This window comes from Janthinobacterium darwini, from assembly GCF_051380905.1.
Classification (GTDB): Bacteria; Pseudomonadota; Gammaproteobacteria; order Burkholderiales; family Burkholderiaceae_D; genus Janthinobacterium.
In genome coordinates, this window is sequence record NZ_JBNYXX010000001.1 from 799310 (window position 1) to 821389 (window position 22080).

The window sequence follows — 22080 nt, forward strand, 5'->3', positions numbered from 1 at the left end:
CATGAAATGGTCCGACATCCATGTGATCGCCGAAGCGCTGTACGACGCGCATCCGGACATCGATCCCCTGACCGTGCGTTTCACCGACCTGCATAACTGGGTGGTGGAGCTGGACGGTTTCGACGATGACCACACGCGCGGCGGCGAAAAAGTGCTCGAAGCGATACAGATGGCGTGGATCGATGAAGCGCGCTAAGGGCGCGGCAGCGGCCGCCACCGCAGTCGCAGTGCCGAAAGACGTCATCACTGCCGCCAGCAACATGCCCGAGATCAAGGATGGTCAGTCGGTCGCCCTGCTGCAGGAATTGCACATCCTGACGCGCGACGGCAAGATGAATCAGGACAGCCGCCGCAAGCTCAAGCAGGTGTACCACCTGACGCAGTTCATCGAGCCGCTGCTGCGCGAAGTGCAGCTGGACCATCCCGGCGTGTCGCTGGTCGATCACGGCGCCGGCAAGTCGTATCTGGGCTTCATCCTGTACGACCTGTTCTTCAAGAACGGCAACGACGGTTCGCACATCTACGGCATCGAGACGCGCGAAGAGCTGGTGCAGCGCTCGCAAGAGCTGGCGAAGAAATTCAAGTTCCCGGGCATGTCCTTCCTGCCACTGTCCGTGGCCGAATCGACGGAGTCAAACTTGCTGCCACAGCAGATTGACATCGTCACGGCCTTGCATGCGTGCAACACGGCCACCGATGACGCCATCCATTTCGCCTTGAAGAAGAAGGCGAAATTCATGGTGCTGGTGCCCTGTTGCCAGGCCGAAGTCGCTTCTGTATTGAAGAAGAACAAGGGCAAGAGCCTGGGCAAGAATGTGTTGACGGAATTGTGGCGCCACCCGCTGCACACGCGCGAGTTCGGCAGCCAGATCACCAACGTGCTGCGCTGTCTGCAGCTGGAAGCGCATGGCTACCAGGTCAGCGTGACGGAGCTGGTGGGCTGGGAGCATTCGATGAAGAATGAATTGATCATCGCCAGCTACAAGAACTTGCCGCGCCAGCGTCCGACGGAGCGCCTGCAGGAAGTGCTGCAAACCTTGGGCCTGGAAGAGATGGGTCACCGCTTCTTTGCCGAAGAGCTGGCCAAGGCCACTGCGTAAGCATACGCTGGCGCACCCGAGAGGAGGAGCGGGTCGGTTACAATACCGGCTTTCTCCTCCTCTTGCTTTTTGCGCCTCCCCCATGACCACACCACACGAAATGCCCACCGTCCGCCTGGCCAAGCGCCTGTCTGAAGACGTGCCCTGCTCGCGCCGCGAGGCCGAGCTGTATATCGAGGGCGGCTGGGTCACGGTCGATGGCGTGCTGGTGGAAGAATCGGGTGCGCGCGTAGCCGACAATCAAGCGGTGGTGCTGTTGCCGAACGCCACCCTGGAAGAAATGCCGCCCGTGACGATCTTGCTGCACAAGCCGGCCGGCATCAACGGCGGCGTGGGCAGCGAAGGCAAGCCGGCCCTGGCCTGTTTGCGTCCCGAAGAGCTGTTCACCCCGGAAAACGTGCTGCCCAGCGCCGTCACGCGCTTCCTCAAGCGCCACCTGATCGGCCTGACCATCACCAATCCGCTCGACACCATGGCTTCCGGCCTGCTGGTGTTTACGCAGGATTTCCGCGTTGCCCGCAAGCTGGTCGACGAAGCGAAAACGGTGGAGCAGGAATTCATCGTGGAAGTGTCGGGCGCCATCGCGGAAAACGGCCTGGCGCTGCTCAATCACGGCTTGCCTTTCAATGGCAAACCTTTGCCGCCGATCAAGGTCAGCTGGCAGAATGAAACGCGCTTGCGTTTCGCCCTGAAAAACGTGCAACCGGGCCAGATCGCCCATATGTGCAAGATGGTGGGACTGGAAGTGGTCGCCATGAAGCGCTTGCGCATCGGCCGCATCCCGATGGGCGCCATGCCCGTGGGGCAATGGCGTTATCTGCAAGGCTACGAAAGATTCTAAAGCTGCGGCGCCACGATGGCATGGCTTTCCGCAAAGCTTTTCCATAGCCGTTCGGCAATATTCAATGCAATGGTATCGGCCTTCTCTTGCAGGGCCGGGTTGCCCATGCTTTCGGTCGTGGCAAAGAACAGGGTCAGCCAGCGGCGGAACATGCAGGGCGTGAGGTGTTCCATTTGCGCGTGCTGGGCCAGCGGCTTGCCGTGGTAGCGCATGGTGCCGCGCAGCAAGCCCGACCAGAAATCGACCAATGTTGCCAGATGGGCATCCCAATCCTTGACCTCGGCGGCAAAGATGGGGCCCAGCATGGCATCGTCGCGGGCGGCCGCATAAAACGTGTGGACGAGATGCTTGACTTCGTCTTCGCTGCAGACTTCCTCGCGAAAGGGGGCGAAGCGCGTGTGGGGGAGGGGGGCGGTATTATTCATGGCACGCCATGATCGCAGAGGCCCCGTGGCGCTTCAATGACCCAGGTCAAGCCCCAGAAAAAACTCAGGCGGCGACTTTCTTTGACTTCTTGGCGGGGGCCGGCAATTGCACGATCTGCGTGCCCAGCAGCTTGTCGTGCAGGAATTGCCCATTGCCGGTGAACAGGGCCGTGCCTGACCAGGCCAGGATGCCCACGCCGATGGCGCTCAGGGCTGTCCAGTGCTGCAAATCGAATACATAGGACACCAGCAGTGCCGGCAGCAGCCACATCCATGACAGGATGTAGCGGAAGGCGGCCACGCGCAGTGGCACGTGGGCGTGGCCCGGCAGCACGACTTTCAGGCGCCACGTCTTCATGGCCAGGGTTTGCCCTTCGCGGCTCCACTGGTGGATGAAGTACGCACCCATGACGAGGAAGGCCAGGCACTGGCGCATGTGTTCCGTCAGTGGCGTATGCGCGCTCTGCACGGCCAGCTCAAACAGCAGGAAGGGCAAAAACAGCACGGCCAGGGCCAGCAGTGACTCGTACACCATGGAAATCAGGCGGCGCTTGATCGTGGGATGGGAAGTGATGCTGGCGGCAGGCGTGCTATTTGGCATAGTTCGGCAGGGGGGCAGGCGTGGAAGGCGGCGTGACGGGCACGGTGGCGGGAGCTGCGGCCGGATCGCTTACCGGCACGCTTGCCGCCGCAGGAGCGGGCGGCAGGACGGGCGCGGCGGCGACAGGCGCTGCCGGCGTGGCGGGTGGCAGGATCAAGGCTGGCTTGCTGGTATTCGAATTGATCGCAGGCACCTTGCCCAGCGGTTTTTTCGGTACCAGTTCCGTGGCCAGCTTTTTCTTTTGCTCTTCCGGCAATTGCTGGTATTGCTCCCATTGCGCGGTTTTTTGACCAGGATCGATCTTCTTCGTGCGCGCATAGTTTTCGCGCACCAGGCTGCGCTGTGCCGGCGTCAGCTTGATCCATTCTCGCATGCGTTCATGCACGCGGGTTTGCTCGTCGGGAGACATCGAGGCAAAGCGGTTGGCGATATCGAGCCATTTCTGCTTGCGCAAGGCTTCCAGCTTGTTCCATTCGCCCGCCAGCGGCTGCAGGGCTTCCTGCTGCGCGCGCGACAGCTTGTTCCAGGAAGGGTTGTCGCTGGCCTTGGGCGGCGTGCCGCCTTTGCCGGCCGTGCGGGGCGAGCCGGGCTTGACGGCCGGGGCCGGCGCCACCACGGGCGCTGTCGCCACGGGAGGGGCGACGGGCGCGGGATGTTGCTGCGCACCTACCCATGCAGCGCCAGCCAGGGCGCAGGCGCCCAGAGCCAAGCCGCCAGCCAGCCAGCCTTTGCGTACGCTCAAGCGTGCCATGCTTATTGCTCGCGTTTCGTCAGGTAGGCGTTGAAGCCATGGTCCATATAGGCGGAGAGCGGCAATTCGTCGGACAGAACGGCTGCGTCGATTTCTGCCAGTTCGGCAATATGTTGTTCCTGCTCAAACTGATAGATGCCCACCATGCCGCCAACCAGCAGCAACAGCGGGATGATCACGCTCATGCGGCCCAGCCACGACAGCGGCTCGACCAACAGGTGGCTGGCGATGCCGGCGAAGACGTCCTTGCGCACGGCAACGACTGCGGGTGCGTCTGCCTTCTTGCGCGACAGGGCCAGCTTGCGTGCCGCTGCCAGGCGATCGGTGGCCGATGCGGGCAGGTCGTCGAGTTTTTCGTTCAGTGCATGGCGCACTTTGTAGGCGAAATTGAGATCGTCGGTGTTCATAATTTTATTCCCTTGGCTTTCAGCGATTCGGCGAGCGTGTGGGTAGCTCTAGAGCAATGTGTTTTCACGCTACCTTCGGAACAACCCATCGCTTCCGCTGTTTCAGCCACATCCATGTCCTGCCAATAACGCATGAGGAAGGCTTCGCGTTGACGTGAAGGCAGTTTTTGTACCTCTGCATCAATCAAATCAAGGATTTGTGCGCGCTCGACCTGGTCGGCCGAAGATTCGGCGGCGCTGGAACCCTGTTCCGATTCATAAGTGTCAAGTATATCAAAATCTTCATGCTCGTCGCCCGAGGGTTTCATGCCGGAAAACAGACTGACCCAGGTGTTGCGGACTTTTTCACGGCGGAAATAATCAAGGATGGTGTTCTGCAAGATGCGCTGGAACAGCATCGGCAATTCGGCGGCCGGCTTGTCGCCGTATTTCTCGGCCAGCTTGATCATGGCATCTTGCACGATGTCGAGTGCCGATTCTTCCTTGCGGACCGCGTAGGCGGCTTGCTTGAACGCGCGCCGCTCGACGTTTTCTAGAAAGTCGGATAATTCTTTGTCTGTTGCCATGCGGTATGGGGATCTTAGCGGCTGCGGGTGCGGTGGGCGAATTGGGGACGGGTATGCTTTTTGCAACCCCGTGCATGCTAGCAAAAAATGTGCGTTTCCGCAGGGTTTTTGCACGTCGTGCGAGCAAAAATGCAGCGAGGCTGACATTTTCCTTGACCATAATGGTGCAACGCGATAACGTATGGGACGCTTTGAACACCCCAAAGCCCTATGGTCAGGTCGCGACCGGCACACAAGGCCATCCGCGGCAAGACGCGCTTTCATTTGTAGGCAGTTTGTTCTAACCCGCGCCACAAGCGCGAGCGGTTCGTACAGGCGCCACAGAAACTCCGGCCAAACGAGTTGCGTTAAGCGTTGTTTTGTAAGGTATCTATGGGTGCCCAAAGAAATTGCGTGACCGCATGAAAAGGGAAGCAGGAGCACTGTTGCGTTAGGCGTACCTCGTCAGGAAAGAACATCCGATCAATCTCCAATGGACCTTGAAAGGAATGTTTCATGAATACCGAAGCAGCAGCAGGACCAATTACGGGCGCAGAAATTGTCGTGCGCTGTCTGGCTGAAGAGGGAGTCGAGCACGTCTTTGGATACCCGGGCGGAGCCGTACTCTACATCTACGACGCCATCTTCCAGCAAAACAAATTCCAGCATATCCTGGTACGCCACGAGCAGGCCGCGATCCACGCCGCCGATGCCTATTCGCGCAGCTCGAACAAAGTCGGTGTCGCCATCGTCACGTCCGGTCCGGGCGTCACGAATGCCGTCACGGGCCTGTCGACCGCGTACATGGACTCGATTCCCATGGTGGTGATCTCTGGCCAGGTGCCGAGCCACGCCATCGGCCAGGATGCGTTCCAGGAGTGCGACACGGTCGGCATCACCCGCCCCGTGGTCAAGCACAACTTCCTCGTCAAGGATGTCAAGGACCTGGCGGCAACGATCAAGAAAGCCTTCTTCATCGCCCGTACCGGCCGTCCGGGACCCGTGCTGGTCGATATCCCCAAGGATATCAGCATGCACAAATGCCATTTCGACTATCCGAAGGAAGTCGAGATGCGTTCCTACCGTCCCGTCGACAAGGGCCATTCGGGCCAGATCCGCAAGGCCGTGCAGCTGTTGCTGCAAGCCGAACGCCCGATGATCTACACGGGTGGCGGCGTCATCCTGGCGAATGCGGCTCCCGAGCTGAACAAGCTGGTCGACCGCCTGGGTTTCCCTTGCACCAACACCTTGATGGGCCTGGGCGGCTACCGCGCCTCGAGCGAGCAGTATGTCGGCATGCCCGGCATGCATGGCACTTATGAAGCGAACATGGCGATGCAGAATTGCGACGTCCTGATCGCCATCGGCGCCCGTTTCGATGACCGCGTGATTGGCAACCCGAAACATTTCGCCTCGCATCCACGCAAGATCATCCACGTGGACATCGATCCATCGTCGATTTCCAAGCGCGTCAAGGTCGATATCCCCATCGTCGGCAACGTCAAGGACGTGCTGATCGAGTTTCTCGCGCAACTGGACGCGGCCGAAGCCAAGCCGAACGTCAATGCATTGAGTAACTGGTGGAAGCAGATCGCCGAATGGCGTGGCCGCGAATGCCTGAAATACCCGACTTCCGACCTGGTCATCAAGCCGCAATCGGTGGTGGAAAAGGTCTTCCAGATCACCAAGGGCGACGCTTTCATCACGTCCGATGTGGGCCAGCACCAGATGTGGGCGGCGCAATATTATGGCTTCGACAAGCCGCGCCGCTGGATCAATTCCGGCGGCCTGGGCACCATGGGTGTCGGCTTGCCTTACGCCATGGGCGTGCAGATGGCCAATCCGGATGCCACCGTTGCTTGTATTACCGGCGAAGGCTCGATCCAGATGTGCATCCAGGAGCTCGCCACGTGCAAGCAGTACCACCTGACGCCGAAGATCATCATGCTCAACAACCGTTTCCTCGGCATGGTGCGCCAGTGGCAGGAAATCGATTACGGTTCGCGCTATTCCGAGTCGTACATGGATTCGCTGCCCGACTTCGAAAGGCTGGCTGAAGCCTATGGTCACGTGGGCATGAAAATTGAAAAACCGGGCGACGTCGACGGCGCCCTGAAAGAGGCGTTTGGCATGAAAGACAGGCTGGTATTCATGAACTTCATTACCGACCAGTCCGAAAACGTGTGGCCAATGGTGAAAGCCGGCAAGGGCCTGTCCGAAATGATGCTCGGTTCGGAGGATCTTTAATCATGCGCCATATTATTTCTGTCTTGCTGGAAAACGAAGCGGGCGCCCTGTCGCGCGTGGTGGGCCTGTTCTCGGCACGCGGCTACAACATCGAAACCTTGACCGTGGCGCCGACGGAAGACTCGACCCTGTCGCGCATGACCATCGTCACCAGCGGCTCGGACGACATCATCGAGCAGATTACCAAGCACTTGAACCGCCTCATCGAAGTGGTGAAGGTGGTGGATCTGACCGAAGGCCAGCATATCGAACGCGAGTTGATGCTGATCAAGGTTCGTGCCGTGGGCAAGGAGCGCGAGGAAATGAAGCGCACCGCCGATATCTTCCGTGGCCGCATCATCGATGTCACCGAAAAGACGTACACGATCGAACTGACCGGCAACAAGGTCAAGCTGGACGCGTTCATCGATTCGATCGACCGCGCCGCCATCCTGGAAACCGTCCGTACGGGTGGTTCCGGCATCGGCCGCGGCGAACGCATCCTCAAAGTATAAAAATATAAGTAGCACTACGCGGCCCTGGCGCCGCATTTAAAACAACAACGCATCATCAAATTATAGGAAATACCATGAAAGTTTTTTACGACAAAGACGCTGACCTCTCCTTGATCAAAGGCAAAAACGTTGCCATCATCGGCTACGGTTCGCAAGGCCACGCGCACGCACAAAACCTGAACGATTCGGGCGTCAACGTCACCGTCGGCCTGCGCAAGGGTGGCGCTTCGTGGACCAAGGTCGAGCAAGCCGGCCTGAAAGTAGCGGAAGTGAACGACGCCGTGAAAGCGGCCGACGTCATCATGATCTTGCTGCCAGATGAAAACATCGCCCAGGTCTACAACGAAAACATCGCTCCGTTCGCCAAGCAGGGCGCCGTCCTGGCCTTCGCCCACGGCTTCAACGTGCATTACGGCCAAGTCGTTCCCCGCGCCGACCTGGACGTGATCATGGTCGCGCCGAAAGCCCCGGGCCACACCGTGCGCGCTACCTACACCCAAGGTGGCGGCGTGCCCCACCTGATCGCCGTGTACCAGGATAAATCGGGCATCGCCCGCGATATCGCCCTGTCGTACGCCTCGGCCAACGGCGGCGGACGTGCCGGCATCATCGAAACGAACTTCCGTGAAGAAACCGAAACCGATCTGTTCGGTGAGCAAGCCGTGCTGTGCGGCGGCGCCGTGGAACTGATCAAGGCCGGTTTCGAAACCCTGACGGAAGCGGGTTATGCGCCTGAAATGGCTTACTTCGAGTGCTTGCACGAACTGAAACTGATCGTCGACCTGATCTATGAAGGCGGCATCGCCAACATGAACTACTCGATCTCGAACAACGCCGAATACGGCGAATACGTGACCGGTCCTAAAGTGGTGACGTCGGCCACCAAGGATGCGATGCGTCAATGCCTGAAAGACATTCAGACGGGCGAATACGCGAAGAGCTTCATCCTGGAAAACAAGGCAGGCGCACCGACCCTGATCTCGCGTCGCCGTTTGACGTCCGAGCACCAGATCGAAGAAGTGGGCGCCAAACTGCGCGCCATGATGCCTTGGATCGCCAAGAACAAGATGGTTGACCAGTCGAAGAACTAAGCAGTCTGTTGCATAGCAAAGCCGGCGCAAGCCGGCTTTTTTTTGTGCGCAGGCGCTTGGCAGGCAACATCCGTTACAATCAGACCCCTTCAAAAATACCGCCAGCACCATGCTTGTTTTTTCTAAAGTTTTCGTTGGGAATCTTCATCTGATCAAGCGCCCCGTCTCGGTTGCCATCAGCTGCTGGTTTCTGATCTTCGGCTCGCTGTCATCCCTGGTGTCTGCTTACCTTGGCCGCGACGATCCCGCCATGTTGGCCTGGATGGCACGCAGCGCGATTTCCGCCGAGGCGCAGTACGCGATGTTGTTCGCCAGCCTGGGCATCACCCTGGTGGCAGCGCTGGCCATGCTGCAACGGCAGCGTGGCGCGCGCACTGTTTATCTGGTGTGGGGCGTGATCGACATTGCGCTCAGTCTGGCGACCGTGCCACTCAAGATGAGCGTCCTGCCTGGCGTGCTCACGTTCGTCGTCATCTGCGCCTTCCTGTTCAGTCCGAAATCGAATGCCTGGTTTTCGCCACGCAAGGCGGCCAATGATGCCTGCATGACGCCAGCTTGAGGGCGGCTGTTCTTGTGCGCACGCTTTTGGTGCGTTTGCGCTATAATTCCGCCCTTCCTTTGCAGTTTCCTATGGACTGCATCTGTTTCGGTATCTGCCGACCGCAACGCGCATCACCGCTTTTGTAGCACGCCAGGCGCTAGTTGATCAGCCGCTTGCGCATCCTGAAGGACCCCTATGACCGACCGCATTACCACGACAGTACCCATGCCGGGCACTGCCGAATCTTCCGTTTCCGAACGGCTTCCCATCCTGGCCTTGCTGGCCCTGGCCATGACGGCGTTTCTCGCCCTCCTGTCGGAAACCCTGCCGGCCGGCCTGCTGCCGCAGATTGCCCGGGATCTTCATATTTCCGAAGTCATGACCGGCCAGCTGGTGACCGTCTACGCCATCGGATCGATCCTGACGGCGATTCCACTGACGGCCTTGACGAGCGGCTGGCGTCGGCGAAATGTCTTGCTGCTGGCCATCATCGGCTTTTTGATCTTCAATACGGCGACGGCCCTGTCGCCCAACTATATTGTCGCCCTGGTCTCGCGCTTCATCACTGGCATGGCTGCCGGGCTGGCCTGGGGCTTGATGGCTGGCTATGCGCGCCGCATGGTGTCCGTCGAACAGCAGGGCAGGGCGATGGCCATTGCCATGATAGGCACGCCGCTGGCGCTGTCGCTGGGCGTGCCGCTGGGTACCCTGATGGGTGGCGTGCTGGGCTGGCGCAGCATCTTTGGCATCATGTCCGGCCTGGCCGTGGTGCTGGTCGCGTGGGTGCTGCTGGTTGTGCCCGATTACCCTGGGCAAAAGAATGGCGAACGCCTGTCGATACGTGCCGTGTTCATGACGCCGGGCGTGCGGCCTATTTTGGCGGTCATCGTCGCCTGGATGCTGGCGCATAACATTTTATATACGTATATCGCACCGTTCCTGGCGCCGTCCGGCTTGCGCCCCCGCGTCGACCTGGTGCTGCTCGTATATGGTCTGGGTTCACTGGCCGGCATCTGGCTGGTCAGCCAGCTGATCGACCGCTGGCTGCGCCCGCTCGTGCTGGGCTGCATCGCCGCCTTTGCCCTCGTGATGGTCGCGCTGGGACTGGCGATGGACTCGCCCGCCGTCATCTATATCAGCATGGGCATCTGGGGTGTCACCTTCGGCGGCGCCGGCACCTTGCTGCAGACGGCGTCGGCGGACGCAGCCGGCGACGGCATGGATGTGGCGCAGGCGATGGTGGCGACCATCTGGAACGTGGCCATCGCGGGCGGCGGCCTGGCGGGCGGCATGTTGCTCGACGGCTATGGCGCGGCGTCGTTCCCTTGGGCCATGCTGGCCTTGCTGCTGGTGGCATTGACTATCGCCTGGTGCGCGCACCGCCACAGTTTCAAGCCGGGCCGGCGCAGTGGCGGCGCGGTGCTGGGCCACTAATAACGCTGTTATTTTGAATGATGGTGTGTTGAAATGTGAGCAGATGTGACTGGCAGACACATTTTGTGACGATTTGTTAATTTGCGCCACGGGAACGAATGAGGCGTTAGAATCTACACAGTTTGACAAGTTTCTCAGGCGAAATGGGGGCGTGCAGTGCATGCCCCACTGCCTGCTGTCAGCCATATTAACTACCTAGGAGTACCTCCATGACCGTGATGAAATCCGTCCTTGTTGCCGCCGCAGCCACTGTTGCCCTGAGCGCGCAAGCCCAATCCCTGCCAACCAACGGCACCCTGGTGGTCGTACCCGCATTTGGCGAAGTCAAGCATGTCAATGACCAGGTGGTCGCTACCCTGGCCATCGAAGAACAGGACAAGGACAAGGCTGCCGCTGCGTCGCGCGTCAACCAGAAGATGAACAAGGGTATCGCCATCGTCAAGCAGGCCGATCCGTCGGCGGCACTGAAATCGTACGGTTACTACACTTATCCTGTGTACCCGGAAGAGCGCCCATTGCCAGCCGGCGCCGTCGCCAAGCCACGTTTGCCAACGGCCTGGAGAGTCGGCCAGTACCTGGAAGTGACAACGGCCAATCTGGCGTCCTTGCCAAAAACCGTGTCGGCGGCGCAAGGCGTGCTGACCCTGAATGGCTTGAATTTCGGCCTGAAGCCGGAAACCATCCGCCTGCTGGACGACCAGCGCATCGCCGCTACCTACAAAAACCTGAATGAGCGCGTGGCCGCCATCGCCAAGGCCATGGGTCGCAACGTGTCCGACGCCGTGCTCGATACGGTGGACTTTGAAGGTTCGGGCAACTATGCCAACGAAAGCCGTCCTGCCGCCGCACCGATGATGATGCGCAGCGCCAAGATGGCCGAAGACAGCGTCGTGGCCGAGCCAAGCTTCGAGCCGGGCGAGACCACCCTCGACATGCGCGTCGTCGGCAAGGTCAAGTTCAAGTAAGCACGCCAGCGTGGAAATATTTCCACATTAGCATGTTGTAAAAATCATGGGGCTGCTGGCCCCATGCGCGTTTTTGCCCCATTATTTTCCAGGAGAACACCATGACCGTCATGAAAGCTATGCTGGCTGCCGCCGCCGTTACCGTTGCCCTGTCCGCCCAAGCGCAAAGCCTGCCCACTTCCGGCGCCCTCGTCGTGGTGCCCGCCAACGGCGAAGTGGTGCATGCGAATGACCAGGTGACCGTCACCCTCGCCATCGAAGAGCAGGACAAGGACAAGGCCGCCGCCGCCTCGCGCGTCAACCAGAAGATGAACCAGGGCGCGGCCATCGTCAAGAAAGCCGACCCGCAAGCCGTGCTGAAGACCCAGGGCTACTACACGTATGCCGTGTACCCGGAAGCGGCGCCCCTGCCGCCGGGCGTCGCCGCCAAGCCAAGAGTGCCGACCGGCTGGAGAGTGGGCCAGTACTTGCAGGTGACGACGACGAACCTGGCTGCCTTGCCGAAAACCGTTTCCGCAGCGCAAGGCGTACTGACCCTGAACCGTTTGAACTTCGGCCTGGCGCCCGCCACGGTCCGCAAGCTCGATGACCAGCGCATCGCCGCCGCCTACAAGAACCTGAATGAGCGCGTGGCCGCCATCGCCGGCGCCATGGGCCGCAATGTCAATGACGCCGTGATTGATACCATCGATTTCGAAGGCTCGGGCAATTACGCCCAGCGCGTCAGCGTGGCCGGCGCGCGCAACATGAGTGCAGACTCCATGGGCTACGGCGGCAACCAGGTGGCCGAACCGAGCTTCGAGCCGGGCGAAACGACCCTGAACATGGGCCTGGTGGCGAAGGTCAAGTTCAAATGATGCTTGAATAGGCGTCAATATTGCCAGCTTGACGCCGCCGCGCTTTTCTTTGGCGGTGGCTCCTCTATAATGGCAACATCGGCAGGCGCATGCCGCAAGACGAATGCGCCTGCCATCTGGCACCGAATCCCCCGCAGTACACAAGATATGGAACAACATGGCAAACTTCCCCCGTCGTAGAGGCAAGAACGGCACCCCCGCAGTATCCAAAGCGTCCCGCTTCAGCAAATTCGTGCGCCAGCCGGTGAACGATGGCACTGGCAAGAAAACCTTGCGTCGCCGCGGCATCTATCTGTTGCCGAATGCCTTTACGACGGCAGCCCTGTTTTGCGGTTTCTACGCCATCGTCATGGCCATGAACCAGAAATTCGAACACGCGGCCTGGGCCATCTTCATCGCCATGATCCTCGATGGTCTGGACGGCCGCATTGCGCGCCTGACGAATACGCAGAGCGAATTCGGCGCCCAGTACGACAGCCTGTCCGACATGGTGTCGTTTGGCGCCGCGCCGGCGCTGGTGATCTACGAATGGTCGCTGCGCGGCATGGGCAAGCTGGGCTGGCTGGCCGCCTTCGTGTATTGCGCCGGTGCCGCCTTGCGACTGGCCCGCTTCAACACGAATATCGCCGTGGTCGACAAGCGCTTCTTCCAGGGCTTGCCCAGCCCGGCAGCCGCAGCCATGGTGGCCGGCTTCATCCTGCTGATGAATGACCTGGAATTTGCCGGCAACCAGCTGGCCTGGGTATCGTGGACGATCGCCCTGTTCTCGGGCCTGACCATGGTCACCAACGTGCCGTTCTACAGCTTCAAGGATGTGAATTTCCGCAAGTCCGTGCCCTTCATCGTGGTATTCCTGCTGGCATTGTTCTTCGCGCTCATTTCCATCGACCCGCCGAAAGTGCTGTTCCCGATTTTCGTCGCCTATGGCCTGTCCGGCTACGCCGTGTTCTTCTGGCGCATGGCGAAGGGCAAGCCCGTCAGCATCATTCAGACCGACCCCGAGCATTGATGCGCAGAGTCGGTAGCGTCGCCAGTCTTCAGCCAGCCAGGAGCAGCCATGAGCACCAGCAACCGACTCATCATTTTTGACACCACCTTGCGCGACGGCGAGCAATCGCCGGGCGCTTCCATGACGCGCGAGGAAAAGCTGCGCATCGCCAAGCAGCTCGAACGCATGAAGGTCGACGTGATCGAGGCGGGCTTCGCCGCCGCTTCGCAGGGCGACTTCGAGTCGATACGGGCGATTGCCGGCGCCGTGCGCGAATCGACCATCTGCTCGCTGTCGCGCGCCAACGACCGCGACATCGCCCGCGCCGCCGAAGCCCTGCAACCGGCCGAGCGCAAGCGCATTCACACTTTCATTGCCACTTCGCCCCTGCACATGCAGATGAAGCTGCGCATGACGCCCGAGGAAGTCTTGCTGCAGGCGCAGAACGCCGTGCGCTACGCGCGCCAGTTCACGGACGATATTGAATTCAGTCCCGAAGACGGCAGCCGCTCCGATGAGGATTTCCTGTGCCGTGTGCTGGAAGCCGTGATCGCCGAGGGCGCCACGACCATCAATTTCCCCGATACGGTGGGCTACGCCGTGCCTGAAATCTTCGGCAATACCATCAAGCGCTTGCGCGAACGCATACCGAATTCCGATAAAGCCATCTGGTCTGTCCATTGTCATAACGACCTGGGCCTGGCAGTCGCCAATTCGCTGGCCGGCGTCATGATAGGCGGCGCGCGGCAGATCGAATGCACGGTCAATGGCCTCGGCGAGCGGGCCGGCAACACGGCACTGGAGGAAGTGGTGATGGCGCTGCGTACGCGCGCTGCCTATTACAACTTGACGGTAGGCATCGATACGACGCAAATCGTGGCGGCGTCAAAAATGGTGTCGCAAATTACGGGCTTTGCCGTGCAGCCGAACAAGGCGGTGGTGGGCGCGAACGCCTTTGCGCACGCGTCGGGCATCCACCAGGATGGCATATTGAAAGCGCGCGAGACGTATGAAATCATGCGTGCCGAAGACGTGGGCTGGACGGCCAACAAGATTGTTCTCGGCAAGCTGTCGGGCCGCAATGCCTTCAAGCAGCGGCTGCACGAGCTGGGCATCGCGCTCGAATCGGAAGCGGAAGTCAACGCTGCCTTCCTGCGTTTCAAGGAGCTGGCCGATCGGAAATCCGAGATTTTCGACGAAGACATCATGGCCCTCGTCAGCGAGGAACAGCAGGCGCAGGAGAGTGAGCACTACCGTTTCATTTCCCTGGCGCAGCAGTCGACGACGGGCGCCGTGCCTCATGCGCGCGTGGAATTTCTCGTCGGCGGCGTGCAGCGCAGCTGCGAAGGGCAGGGTGACGGTCCCGTCGATGCTACCGTCAATGCCATCGAAAGCGCGGCCGCCAGTGGCGCGGAGCTGGTCTTGTTTTCCGTGAATGCCATCAGTACGGGCACGCAGTCGCAGGGCGAGGTGACGATGCGCCTCTCACGCGACGGGCGTATCGTCAACGGCGTGGGTGCGGATCCGGACATCATCGTCGCGTCGGCCAAGGCGTATTTGTCGGCGCTGAACAAGTTACATGCCAAGGATGAGCGCATCGACCCGCAGCCGTAGTAAAGGACGTCGTTACGCTAGCAATCTGTCACCAGAAAGAGCGCCGCTCCTCCTTGTCCGGATCGGGGCCGTTCATCATCATGCGCACGATGCCGTCGTGGTCGAAGTGCACGTGCATCATGGAATCCCAGGCGCCCGATTCCTTGTAGCGGTAAGACCAGACGACCAGTTTAGGGATGGACAGATAGGATTTTTCCGTCGGGCGGCCCAGCAGTTGCAGCACGTCCTGCTGGGTCGACAAGCCCACCTTGACCCGGGCAAAGCCTGGCGTGTCGAGCACTTGCTCGTAGGAAATGAGCTTGTCATCCGGGCCGAAGCGCGCCATGTAGGTGTACTGGCCGTACGGCCCCGTGGCGTATTCCAGTTCCGGCCCCGTGGGCAGCTGGTAAATGGCAGTCGGCCGGCCCAGGCGCGCTTCCACTGCGGTGCGCGGTTCGCCCGGCTGCGGCGGCGGGCCGCCCAGGCTGGAACAGCCCGCGAGCACGGCAAGCAGCACAGGTGTTGCTAATTTGAGTATGGTTTTCATGTTTATGCTCCTCAAATGCAGGAAAATCCTATCATGCGCCGAGAAAAGGCCGCACGGCAGGATACAGGCGGGCATTTTTCCGATATACTTGCGCGTCTGGTTGTAAGCATAGACCAGTATTTTAATAATCGTAGTTCACGGTGGATAGGGTTCAGACTCTGTGCACCGCATGTGAAAGGTTTATCATGACAGTAGAAAACATCAACAAAGCCGCTATCATCGCGGACAACGCACGTGGTCAAAACGACACCGGCTCCCCTGAAGTGCAAGTTGCACTGCTGACAGCTCGCATCAACGAACTGAACGGCCACTTCAAAGCCCACTCGAAAGATCACCACTCCCGCCGCGGCCTGATCATGATGGTCAACCGTCGTAAGAGCCTGTTGTCCTACCTGAAGGCTAAAGACGCTACCCGTTATCGCGACCTGATCGCTAAACTTGGTCTGCGCAAGTAATTTTTGCCGTACAAGGTTTATACAGAAATGCCTGCGCCAGTTCGCTGACGCGGGCATTTTGTCATTTGAATTCCTGATTTATGTCGGTAAGTGCAGTATTCTCTACCGATATCATGTTTTAAAAGTAAAGTGGTAAAGGCGGCAACGATGTTTGCGCCGCCTGTGGTGAGGTGAACGACAGCCCCTGAAAATCTGTCGGCAATTAGAAAAGGGATACCCCATGTTTAACAAAGTTACGAAAACCTTCCAGTACGGTCAACACCAAGTGACCCTGGAAACCGGCGAGATCGCACGTCAGGCATCCGGCGCAGTGCTGGTGTCGATCGAAGATACCGTCGTTCTGGCAACGGTAGTGGCACGCAAAGATGCCAAGCCAGGCCAGGATTTCTTCCCTTTGACGGTTGATTATGTTGAAAAAACCTATGCTGCCGGTAAAATCCCGGGCGGTTTTTTCAAGCGCGAAGGCCGTCCTTCCGAAAAAGAAACACTGACATCCCGTTTGATCGACCGTCCTATCCGTCCGCTGTTCCCGGAAGGCTACCTGAATGAAGTGCAAGTTATCATTCACGTGCTGTCGGTCAACCCGGAAATCGATCCGGACATCGCCGCCATGATCGGCGCATCGGCTGCCCTGTGCGTATCGGGCGTGCCTTTCAACGGCCCTATCGGCGCTGCGCGCGTCGGTTACGCCAATGGCCAGTACATCCTGAACCCAACCGTTCAGCAACTGAAGACGTCGGAAATGGACCTGGTGGTCGCCGGTACCGAAACGGCCGTGCTGATGGTCGAATCGGAAGCGAAACAGCTGTCCGAAGAAATCATGCTGGGCGCCGTGGTCTTCGGCCACGACCAGATGAAAGTCGTCATCGACGCGATTCACGACCTGGTGCGTGACGGCGGCAAGCCGGAAGTGGAATGGGCGCCTGCGCCGAAAAACGAAGCACTGATCGCCCGCGTCGCGCATTTCGCCAACGCCAAGATCAATGACGCGTATCAAACCAAGGACAAGCAAGAGCGTACGGCCAAGCTGAAAGCAGCGACGTCGGAAGTGATCGCCGACCTGTCGGCTGAAGCGGCTGCTGCCGGCGGCGCTTCCATCGATAGCGCAGAAGTCAACAACATCCTGTTCGATATCGAAGCGAAAATCGTGCGTACGCAAATCCTGGACGGCGAGCCACGCATTGACGGCCGCGACACGCGCACCGTGCGTCCGATCTCGATCCGCACCAGCGTGCTGCCACGCACCCACGGTTCGGCCCTGTTCACACGCGGCGAAACGCAGGCGCTGGTCGTCGCCACCCTGGGCACCGCCCGCGACAGCCAGAAGATCGATGCGCTGATGGGCGAGTTCACCGATTCGTTCATGCTGCATTACAACATGCCTCCGTTCGCCACCGGCGAAACGGGCCGTGTCGGTACGCCTAAGCGCCGCGAAATCGGCCACGGCCGCCTGGCCAAGCGCGCGCTGATCGCCGCCCTGCCAGCAGCTGAAGAGTTCAGCTACTCGGTGCGTCTGGTATCGGAAATCACGGAATCGAACGGTTCCTCGTCGATGGCTTCCGTCTGCGGCGGTTGCCTGGCACTGATGGACGCCGGCGTGCCGATGAAAGAACACGTGGCCGGTATCGCCATGGGCCTGATCAAGGAAGGCGGCAAGTTTGCCGTGCTGTCCGACATCCTGGGCGACGAAGATCACCTGGGCGACATGGACTTCAAGGTAGCCGGTACCCGCAACGGTATCACGGCGCTGCAGATGGACATCAAGATCATGGGCATCACCAAGGAAATCATGCAAGTGGCACTGGCGCAAGCCAAGGAAGGCCGCGAGCACATCCTGGGCGAAATGCAAAAAGCCATGCCGCACGTCAAAACCGAACTGTCCGATTTCGCACCGCGTCTGATCACCATCAAGATCAACCCGGAAAAAATCCGTGACGTGATCGGCAAGGGCGGCGCCGTGATTCGCGCGCTGACCGAAGAGACGGGCACCCAGATCGACATCAGCGACGAAGGCGTGGTCACCATCGCTTCCGTCGACGCTGCTGCCGGCCAGGAAGCCAAGCGCCGCATCGAAGAACTGACCGCTTCCGTCGAAGTGGGCAAGACCTACGAAGGCACCGTGCTGAAACTGCTGGACTTCGGCGCCATCGTGCAAGTCATGCCAGGCAAAGACGGCTTGCTGCACATTTCGCAGATCGCCAACGAGCGCGTCAATGCCGTGGCCGATTACCTGAAAGAAGGCCAGCTGGTTCGCGTCAAGGTCCTGGAAACGGACGACCGCGGCCGTCTGAAGCTGTCGATGAAAGCTGCTGAAGGCAACGAAGCGCCAGCCGCTTAAGTTAGCCTGAGTGCGGCCTCGGCCGCATGCTCAAAAACCGCCAGTGCGCAAGCCCTGGCGGTTTTTTTATGCGCCGCGTTTGCGCTGTATCGAAGGTGAGTGCCGACGTGTGTACCGGCCTTGATCCAGCGCGTATCGGCCGCTGCCGCGCCTTGCCGGTTCGGGATGGGACCTTCCCCTGAACGCGTCTTCCGGGGAGATGCAGCATGCGCACCCTATGCGGGCTGGACAACCCATCCGCGCCGGTGCTGCTGCCCATCTCCATCGCCGTCACATCCACATCCATGCAGGCGCAGGTGGCTGCTGGCGCCTTGAATGCGCCCCTGCCATGGGGCGATATCCCGGGCGGGCGCTACTTTAACGAAGGCAGCCAGCGCCGTTACCCCGAGCTGGAGCAGGCGTTTGCCCGTTTCCGCATCGAAGCCACGGGCGGCGAATCGCCCGCCTTGCGCAAGCTGCGCGGCGAGATGTAGTTGATATGTAGTTAATAGACGGTATCAATTGTTGTTTATGGGTAATTGAGAGTCAGTATTACTTGACGACAAAATCTTATTCATCGACCATGGCGCATCCCTCCCGATTTCCCCTTTTTTATTGGATGCACCATGTTGTCCTCCCTTAAGGCGCGGCTGATCGCCATCGCCGTTTCCACCGTCGTGCTGGCCATGCTGGCCGTCGCCATCGCCAATTTCTATACCACGCGCTCAAGCACCCTTGCCGCGCTCGATACGCAGATGCTGCAGTTGTCGCACAGCCATGCGGCAGCCATCGCCGAATGGCTGCGCTCCAAGCAAGCCGTCGTGGGCTCGCTCAAGCAGGGTGCCACGGCGGCCGATCCGCTGCCGGCCCTGAAGGCGGCCGAGCAGGCTGGCACGTTTGACATGGCGTATATCGGCTTTGCCGACAAGCATGCCGTCTTTTCGCAGGAGCGCAAGCGCGCCGCCGACTACGATCCTACGGCGCGGCCCTGGTACAAGCAGGCGTCCGAGTCGGGCGGTCCCATCATCACGGCGCCATATATCGGCGCCAGCACGGGCAAGCTGGTGGTGACGTTTGCCGAGCCGCTGGGCGGCAAGGGCAGCGTGACGGGCGTGATGGCGGCCGACGTGATGATGGATGCCGTGGTGCAAAATGTCGCCTCGATCAAGCCAACCGCGGCCAGCTACGCCTTCCTCGTCGATGGAGGCGGCAAGATCATCGCCCACCCGGACGGCAAGCTGACCCTGAAGCCGCTGGCCGAGCTCGATCCGGGCTTGAGCGCGCAGGCGCTGGGCAATATTGAAAAGAGCGGCGATGGTGCCGCCATTCGCCTTGGCGAGCGCGAAGGTATCTTGCATGTGAGTAAGGTGCCGGGCAGCGACTGGCTGCTGGCTACCGTGCTCGATCGCGCGGAAGCCACGCAAGCCCTGAGCTCCATGCTGCGCGCCTCGGCCCTGACGGCCTTGCTGGTGCTGGCCCTGGCCGCCGCGGCATTGAGCGTGCTGGTAGCGCGCGCCTTGCGCCGCCTGGGCCTGGTGCGCGATGCGATGGAAGCGATCGCCACGGGCGACGGCGACCTGACCAGCCGCCTCGACGCGGAAGGTGCGGATGAGCTGGCGCAGATCGCCAAGGCCTTCAATTTGTTCGTCGAGAAAATCGCCACCGTGCTGGTGCAGATCCGCAGCATCAGCACCCTGGTGCGCAGTGAGTCAGCCGACATTGCCGCCGGTAATGCCGACCTGTCCTCGCGCACGGAAGCGCAGGCGGGCGCGCTGGAAGAGACGGCCAGTTCGATGGATGAGCTGACCTCGACCGTCAAGCAGAATGCGGAAAACGCGCATGCGGCCAACGAGCTGGCCATGTCCGCCTCGGAAGTGGCGGCCAAGGGTGGCCGCGTCGTGCAGCAGGTGGTGGGCACCATGGCAGGCATCCAGGAAAGCTCGCGCAAGATCGTCGACATCATCGGCGTGATCGATGGCATCGCTTTCCAGACGAATATCCTGGCCTTGAATGCGGCCGTCGAGGCGGCCCGCGCAGGCGAGCAGGGCAGGGGCTTTGCCGTGGTGGCGTCCGAAGTGCGCAACCTGGCGCAACGCTCGAGCCAGGCAGCCAAGGAAATCAAGGAATTGATCGGCGACTCGGTGGAAAAGGTGGGCGCCGGTGGCAGGCTCGTCGATGAGGCGGGCCAGACCATGGATCAGGTGGTGGCCTCGGTGCAGCAATTGACGACCATCATGAGCGAGATCACGGTGGCCAGCCGCGAACAGAGTGCCGGCATCGGCGAAATCAATACGGCCGTCACGCACATGGATACCATGACGCAACAGAACGCGGCCCTTGTCGAGCAGGCGGCGGCCGCCGCGGAAAGCCTGCAGGAGCAGGCGGTGGACCTGGCGCAGGCCGTCGGCATGTTCCGCCTCGGAGATGCAGGTGCCAGCGCGGCGTCCGCACCCGTGACGCGCCTCAAGGCCAGGCCAGCGGCGCCAGCGCCGCGCGCGCCGGCCCGCGCGCTGTCGCCGAGCAAGCCGGTCAAGGCAGCGAAGTCCGGCGCCGACGAGTGGGAAGAGTTTTAAGCGCGCAGCAGTCGCGACGTTGATTCGCGACGCCTATTCGGCACGTTCATCCGCGTTTTTGTCAGGTCAGCCTGCCAAAAGCGCAGTTCGTCGCAATCGGCGTGTTGGCCGGGGGCGGTATGGCTATAGTGACACCATACCGCAAGCCCACTGCCAGACACCCGAGGAGAACAACATGAACGTCGCTAAAAACATGGAAGTCATTGCCGTTGCCGCCGCCATCCTGGTCAGCGCCAGCTGCTACGCCATTGCCCCGCTCGCCCCGGCCCTGCAAGTGGCCAGTTCCACGGCCACCCTGGCCGCGCCAGCGAACAAGGCTGCCATGCAAGTGGTGGTGATCAAGGCCAAGCGCCTCAGCGCCGCGGAAAAATCCCGTTTTGCATAATTGATTGTCAGCAATTTTCCGCGCTGCTACAGTGGTGCTGCGCGAGCAATGCGGGCGCCCCCGGCGGGCGGCCAGACAGATAAAAACAAGATACCGAGGATGCATTACATGAAAAAGACACTCCAACTGGCGCTGCTGTTCCTGGCGGCACTGGGCCTGGTGCGCGGCGCGGCCGCCGAGACCCGCTTGCTGGAAATGCGCAACATCGACGCCCGCGTGGTACGCGTCAAGCTCGATGGTGTGATGGAAGTGCGCATTCGCCAGGGCAACGTGCCTTCGCTGAGCATCACGGCCGACAAGCGCTACATCGCCGATGTCAGCACGGCGCAAAGCGGCGATACCCTGCACATCGAGACGGAAGTGCGCGGCTTCAAGATCGGTCCCTCGTCGATACGCGCCGACCTCGTCTTGCCGAACTTGCGCGAACTGAGCTCGGAAGGCTTTGGCAGCACCGACATCACCGGTTTCAAGGGCGAGGAGCTGACCCTGTCGCTGGAAGGGGCGGGCAGCATCAAGCTGGTGGGCGACTACCGCAAGCTCAATGCCAGCCTGGGTGGCGTGGGCAGCATGCAGCTCTGGATCGGCAATAACGACAAAGCGGAGCTGGACTTGCAGGGTGCCGGCTCGGTAGTGCTGGGCGGACGCGGACGCATCCTGAAAGCCAGCCTGGGCGGCCTGGGCAGCCTGAATGCGCAGCAATTCGAGGCGGACGCCGTCAACCTGGAATTGAGTGGCCTCGGCAATGCCACAGTGAATGCCCATACGAATGCCAAGCTGAACCTGAGCGGACTCGGGTCGGTGGTGGTGTACGGCAAGCCGGCCAACCGCGATGTCAGCGTCGAGGGCCTGGGCAAAGTTAGCTGGAAGTAAAAGCATCCTGCCGCAGATCTTATTGGCAGGACAAGAATAAGTAGTCAGACCAC

The 22080-nt window shown here is 60.5% G+C and carries 24 protein-coding genes; 18 read left to right on the forward strand and 6 right to left on the reverse strand.

Translation table 11 applies throughout. The annotated features are described in order from the left end of the window. The first annotated feature begins 1 nt into the window (after position 1). From iscX to ACQ4WZ_RS03615, 3 genes are all read left to right on the forward strand, one after another. Positions 2 to 196, forward strand: a complete 195-nt coding sequence (gene iscX / locus ACQ4WZ_RS03605; RefSeq protein ID WP_071322763.1) for a Fe-S cluster assembly protein IscX — start codon at positions 2 to 4, stop codon at positions 194 to 196. Further along, positions 183 to 1100: a class I SAM-dependent methyltransferase gene (locus tag ACQ4WZ_RS03610; protein ID WP_133990123.1), complete on the forward strand. Its 918-nt coding sequence runs from the start codon at positions 183 to 185 to the stop codon at positions 1098 to 1100. Before iscX ends, ACQ4WZ_RS03610 begins: the two co-directional genes overlap by 14 nt. A gap of 82 nt (positions 1101 to 1182) precedes the next feature. Next, positions 1183 to 1941, forward strand: a complete 759-nt coding sequence (locus ACQ4WZ_RS03615) for an rRNA pseudouridine synthase (RefSeq protein WP_101482111.1) — start codon at positions 1183 to 1185, stop codon at positions 1939 to 1941. On the opposite strand, the gene ACQ4WZ_RS03620 is transcribed toward ACQ4WZ_RS03615, so the two are convergent. From ACQ4WZ_RS03620 to ACQ4WZ_RS03640, 5 genes are all read right to left on the reverse strand, one after another. Next, positions 1938 to 2366, reverse strand: a complete 429-nt coding sequence (locus ACQ4WZ_RS03620; protein ID WP_101482110.1) for a group III truncated hemoglobin — start codon at positions 2364 to 2366, stop codon at positions 1938 to 1940. The two genes, ACQ4WZ_RS03615 and ACQ4WZ_RS03620, sit on opposite strands and share 4 nt — an antisense overlap. Positions 2367 to 2430: 64 nt before the next feature. Further along, positions 2431 to 2967: an RDD family protein gene (locus tag ACQ4WZ_RS03625; protein ID WP_101482109.1), complete on the reverse strand. Its 537-nt coding sequence runs from the start codon at positions 2965 to 2967 to the stop codon at positions 2431 to 2433. Continuing rightward, positions 2957 to 3718, reverse strand: a complete 762-nt coding sequence (locus ACQ4WZ_RS03630; RefSeq protein WP_436572598.1) for a DUF3106 domain-containing protein — start codon at positions 3716 to 3718, stop codon at positions 2957 to 2959. The genes ACQ4WZ_RS03625 and ACQ4WZ_RS03630 overlap by 11 nt, the downstream gene beginning before the upstream one ends. 2 nt (positions 3719 to 3720) lie before the next feature. Further along, positions 3721 to 4125, reverse strand: coding sequence for a DUF3619 family protein (locus ACQ4WZ_RS03635; protein WP_101482107.1), 405 nt, complete (start codon positions 4123 to 4125; stop codon positions 3721 to 3723). Then, positions 4122 to 4691: an RNA polymerase sigma factor gene (locus tag ACQ4WZ_RS03640; RefSeq protein WP_034779551.1), complete on the reverse strand. Its 570-nt coding sequence runs from the start codon at positions 4689 to 4691 to the stop codon at positions 4122 to 4124. The genes ACQ4WZ_RS03635 and ACQ4WZ_RS03640 overlap by 4 nt, the downstream gene beginning before the upstream one ends. Before the next feature lie 495 nt (positions 4692 to 5186). Here ACQ4WZ_RS03640 and ACQ4WZ_RS03645 point away from each other — a divergent pair, with 495 nt between their 5' ends. The 9 genes from ACQ4WZ_RS03645 to ACQ4WZ_RS03685 all read left to right on the forward strand — a co-directional run bounded on the left by ACQ4WZ_RS03645 (position 5187) and on the right by ACQ4WZ_RS03685 (position 14901). Further along, positions 5187 to 6917, forward strand: coding sequence for an acetolactate synthase 3 catalytic subunit (locus tag ACQ4WZ_RS03645; RefSeq protein WP_100873806.1), 1731 nt, complete (start codon positions 5187 to 5189; stop codon positions 6915 to 6917). Between the two features lie 2 nt (positions 6918 to 6919). Next, positions 6920 to 7411, forward strand: a complete 492-nt coding sequence (gene ilvN / locus ACQ4WZ_RS03650; protein WP_010399754.1) for an acetolactate synthase small subunit — start codon at positions 6920 to 6922, stop codon at positions 7409 to 7411. A 74-nt stretch (positions 7412 to 7485) separates the two neighbouring features. Continuing rightward, positions 7486 to 8502, forward strand: coding sequence for a ketol-acid reductoisomerase (gene ilvC, locus ACQ4WZ_RS03655; RefSeq protein ID WP_034750044.1), 1017 nt, complete (start codon positions 7486 to 7488; stop codon positions 8500 to 8502). A 109-nt stretch (positions 8503 to 8611) separates the two neighbouring features. After that, positions 8612 to 9061: a hypothetical protein gene (locus ACQ4WZ_RS03660; protein WP_436572599.1), complete on the forward strand. Its 450-nt coding sequence runs from the start codon at positions 8612 to 8614 to the stop codon at positions 9059 to 9061. Positions 9062 to 9238: 177 nt separating this feature from the next. Continuing rightward, entirely contained in the window at positions 9239 to 10477 is a 1239-nt protein-coding gene (locus ACQ4WZ_RS03665; protein ID WP_133990129.1) for an MFS transporter, read from the forward strand. A gap of 209 nt (positions 10478 to 10686) precedes the next feature. Continuing rightward, positions 10687 to 11442: an SIMPL domain-containing protein gene (locus ACQ4WZ_RS03670; RefSeq protein WP_101482103.1), complete on the forward strand. Its 756-nt coding sequence runs from the start codon at positions 10687 to 10689 to the stop codon at positions 11440 to 11442. A gap of 101 nt (positions 11443 to 11543) precedes the next feature. Continuing rightward, positions 11544 to 12299 carry an SIMPL domain-containing protein gene (locus tag ACQ4WZ_RS03675; RefSeq protein WP_436572600.1) on the forward strand — a complete coding sequence of 252 codons (756 nt, stop codon included), beginning with the start codon at positions 11544 to 11546 and terminating at the stop codon, positions 12297 to 12299. A 157-nt stretch (positions 12300 to 12456) separates the two neighbouring features. After that, a complete protein-coding gene (gene pssA, locus ACQ4WZ_RS03680) occupies positions 12457 to 13308 on the forward strand; it encodes a CDP-diacylglycerol--serine O-phosphatidyltransferase (RefSeq protein ID WP_101484643.1) in 852 nt (283 codons plus the stop codon). Between the two features lie 48 nt (positions 13309 to 13356). Beyond that, entirely contained in the window at positions 13357 to 14901 is a 1545-nt protein-coding gene (locus ACQ4WZ_RS03685) for a 2-isopropylmalate synthase (RefSeq protein ID WP_101482101.1), read from the forward strand. A 28-nt stretch (positions 14902 to 14929) separates the two neighbouring features. On the opposite strand, the gene bamE is transcribed toward ACQ4WZ_RS03685, so the two are convergent. Further along, positions 14930 to 15427 (reverse strand): outer membrane protein assembly factor BamE domain-containing protein, encoded by a 498-nt coding sequence (bamE, locus tag ACQ4WZ_RS03690; RefSeq protein WP_133990138.1) that lies wholly within the window; start codon positions 15425 to 15427, stop codon positions 14930 to 14932. A 185-nt stretch (positions 15428 to 15612) separates the two neighbouring features. On the opposite strand from bamE, the gene rpsO reads away from it, so the two are divergent. The 6 genes from rpsO (at position 15613) to ACQ4WZ_RS03720 (ending at position 22027) form a co-directional block, all read left to right on the forward strand. After that, positions 15613 to 15882 (forward strand): 30S ribosomal protein S15, encoded by a 270-nt coding sequence (gene rpsO / locus ACQ4WZ_RS03695; RefSeq protein WP_010399743.1) that lies wholly within the window; start codon positions 15613 to 15615, stop codon positions 15880 to 15882. A 220-nt stretch (positions 15883 to 16102) separates the two neighbouring features. Beyond that, on the forward strand, positions 16103 to 18220 hold the full coding sequence (pnp, locus tag ACQ4WZ_RS03700) for a polyribonucleotide nucleotidyltransferase (protein WP_010399742.1): 2118 nt from the start codon (positions 16103 to 16105) through the stop codon (positions 18218 to 18220). Between the two features lie 206 nt (positions 18221 to 18426). Beyond that, positions 18427 to 18693, forward strand: a complete 267-nt coding sequence (locus ACQ4WZ_RS03705) for a hypothetical protein (protein ID WP_436572601.1) — start codon at positions 18427 to 18429, stop codon at positions 18691 to 18693. Between the two features lie 132 nt (positions 18694 to 18825). Continuing rightward, positions 18826 to 20772: a methyl-accepting chemotaxis protein gene (locus tag ACQ4WZ_RS03710; RefSeq protein ID WP_180338504.1), complete on the forward strand. Its 1947-nt coding sequence runs from the start codon at positions 18826 to 18828 to the stop codon at positions 20770 to 20772. Positions 20773 to 20947: 175 nt separating this feature from the next. Continuing rightward, positions 20948 to 21157 (forward strand): hypothetical protein, encoded by a 210-nt coding sequence (locus ACQ4WZ_RS03715; RefSeq protein ID WP_436572602.1) that lies wholly within the window; start codon positions 20948 to 20950, stop codon positions 21155 to 21157. Positions 21158 to 21265: 108 nt separating this feature from the next. Further along, positions 21266 to 22027: a GIN domain-containing protein gene (locus tag ACQ4WZ_RS03720; protein ID WP_101482097.1), complete on the forward strand. Its 762-nt coding sequence runs from the start codon at positions 21266 to 21268 to the stop codon at positions 22025 to 22027. Positions 22028 to 22080: the final 53 nt, after the last annotated feature.

What these genes read in the sequence shown, in the direction of transcription:
- ACQ4WZ_RS03640 (WP_034779551.1), bottom strand. Translation starts at nt 4,691, where the DNA reads ATGGCAACAGACAAAGAATTATCCGACTTTCTAGAAAACGTCGAGCGG.
- ACQ4WZ_RS03625 (WP_101482109.1), bottom strand. Translation starts at nt 2,967, where the DNA reads ATGCCAAATAGCACGCCTGCCGCCAGCATCACTTCCCATCCCACGATC.
- ACQ4WZ_RS03620 (WP_101482110.1), bottom strand. Translation starts at nt 2,366, where the DNA reads ATGAATAATACCGCCCCCCTCCCCCACACGCGCTTCGCCCCCTTTCGC.
- ACQ4WZ_RS03645 (WP_100873806.1), top strand. Translation starts at nt 5,187, where the DNA reads ATGAATACCGAAGCAGCAGCAGGACCAATTACGGGCGCAGAAATTGTC.
- ACQ4WZ_RS03630 (WP_436572598.1), bottom strand. Translation starts at nt 3,718, where the DNA reads ATGGCACGCTTGAGCGTACGCAAAGGCTGGCTGGCTGGCGGCTTGGCT.
- ACQ4WZ_RS03710 (WP_180338504.1), top strand. Translation starts at nt 18,826, where the DNA reads ATGTTGTCCTCCCTTAAGGCGCGGCTGATCGCCATCGCCGTTTCCACC.
- ACQ4WZ_RS03665 (WP_133990129.1), top strand. Translation starts at nt 9,239, where the DNA reads ATGACCGACCGCATTACCACGACAGTACCCATGCCGGGCACTGCCGAA.
- bamE (WP_133990138.1), bottom strand. Translation starts at nt 15,427, where the DNA reads ATGAAAACCATACTCAAATTAGCAACACCTGTGCTGCTTGCCGTGCTC.
- rpsO (WP_010399743.1), top strand. Translation starts at nt 15,613, where the DNA reads ATGACAGTAGAAAACATCAACAAAGCCGCTATCATCGCGGACAACGCA.
- ACQ4WZ_RS03685 (WP_101482101.1), top strand. Translation starts at nt 13,357, where the DNA reads ATGAGCACCAGCAACCGACTCATCATTTTTGACACCACCTTGCGCGAC.
- ACQ4WZ_RS03675 (WP_436572600.1), top strand. Translation starts at nt 11,544, where the DNA reads ATGACCGTCATGAAAGCTATGCTGGCTGCCGCCGCCGTTACCGTTGCC.
- pnp (WP_010399742.1), top strand. Translation starts at nt 16,103, where the DNA reads ATGTTTAACAAAGTTACGAAAACCTTCCAGTACGGTCAACACCAAGTG.
- pssA (WP_101484643.1), top strand. Translation starts at nt 12,457, where the DNA reads ATGGCAAACTTCCCCCGTCGTAGAGGCAAGAACGGCACCCCCGCAGTA.
- ACQ4WZ_RS03720 (WP_101482097.1), top strand. Translation starts at nt 21,266, where the DNA reads ATGAAAAAGACACTCCAACTGGCGCTGCTGTTCCTGGCGGCACTGGGC.
- ACQ4WZ_RS03705 (WP_436572601.1), top strand. Translation starts at nt 18,427, where the DNA reads ATGCGCACCCTATGCGGGCTGGACAACCCATCCGCGCCGGTGCTGCTG.
- iscX (WP_071322763.1), top strand. Translation starts at nt 2, where the DNA reads ATGAAATGGTCCGACATCCATGTGATCGCCGAAGCGCTGTACGACGCG.
- ACQ4WZ_RS03615 (WP_101482111.1), top strand. Translation starts at nt 1,183, where the DNA reads ATGACCACACCACACGAAATGCCCACCGTCCGCCTGGCCAAGCGCCTG.
- ACQ4WZ_RS03715 (WP_436572602.1), top strand. Translation starts at nt 20,948, where the DNA reads ATGAACGTCGCTAAAAACATGGAAGTCATTGCCGTTGCCGCCGCCATC.
- ACQ4WZ_RS03635 (WP_101482107.1), bottom strand. Translation starts at nt 4,125, where the DNA reads ATGAACACCGACGATCTCAATTTCGCCTACAAAGTGCGCCATGCACTG.
- ilvN (WP_010399754.1), top strand. Translation starts at nt 6,920, where the DNA reads ATGCGCCATATTATTTCTGTCTTGCTGGAAAACGAAGCGGGCGCCCTG.
- ACQ4WZ_RS03660 (WP_436572599.1), top strand. Translation starts at nt 8,612, where the DNA reads ATGCTTGTTTTTTCTAAAGTTTTCGTTGGGAATCTTCATCTGATCAAG.
- ACQ4WZ_RS03610 (WP_133990123.1), top strand. Translation starts at nt 183, where the DNA reads ATGAAGCGCGCTAAGGGCGCGGCAGCGGCCGCCACCGCAGTCGCAGTG.
- ACQ4WZ_RS03670 (WP_101482103.1), top strand. Translation starts at nt 10,687, where the DNA reads ATGACCGTGATGAAATCCGTCCTTGTTGCCGCCGCAGCCACTGTTGCC.
- ilvC (WP_034750044.1), top strand. Translation starts at nt 7,486, where the DNA reads ATGAAAGTTTTTTACGACAAAGACGCTGACCTCTCCTTGATCAAAGGC.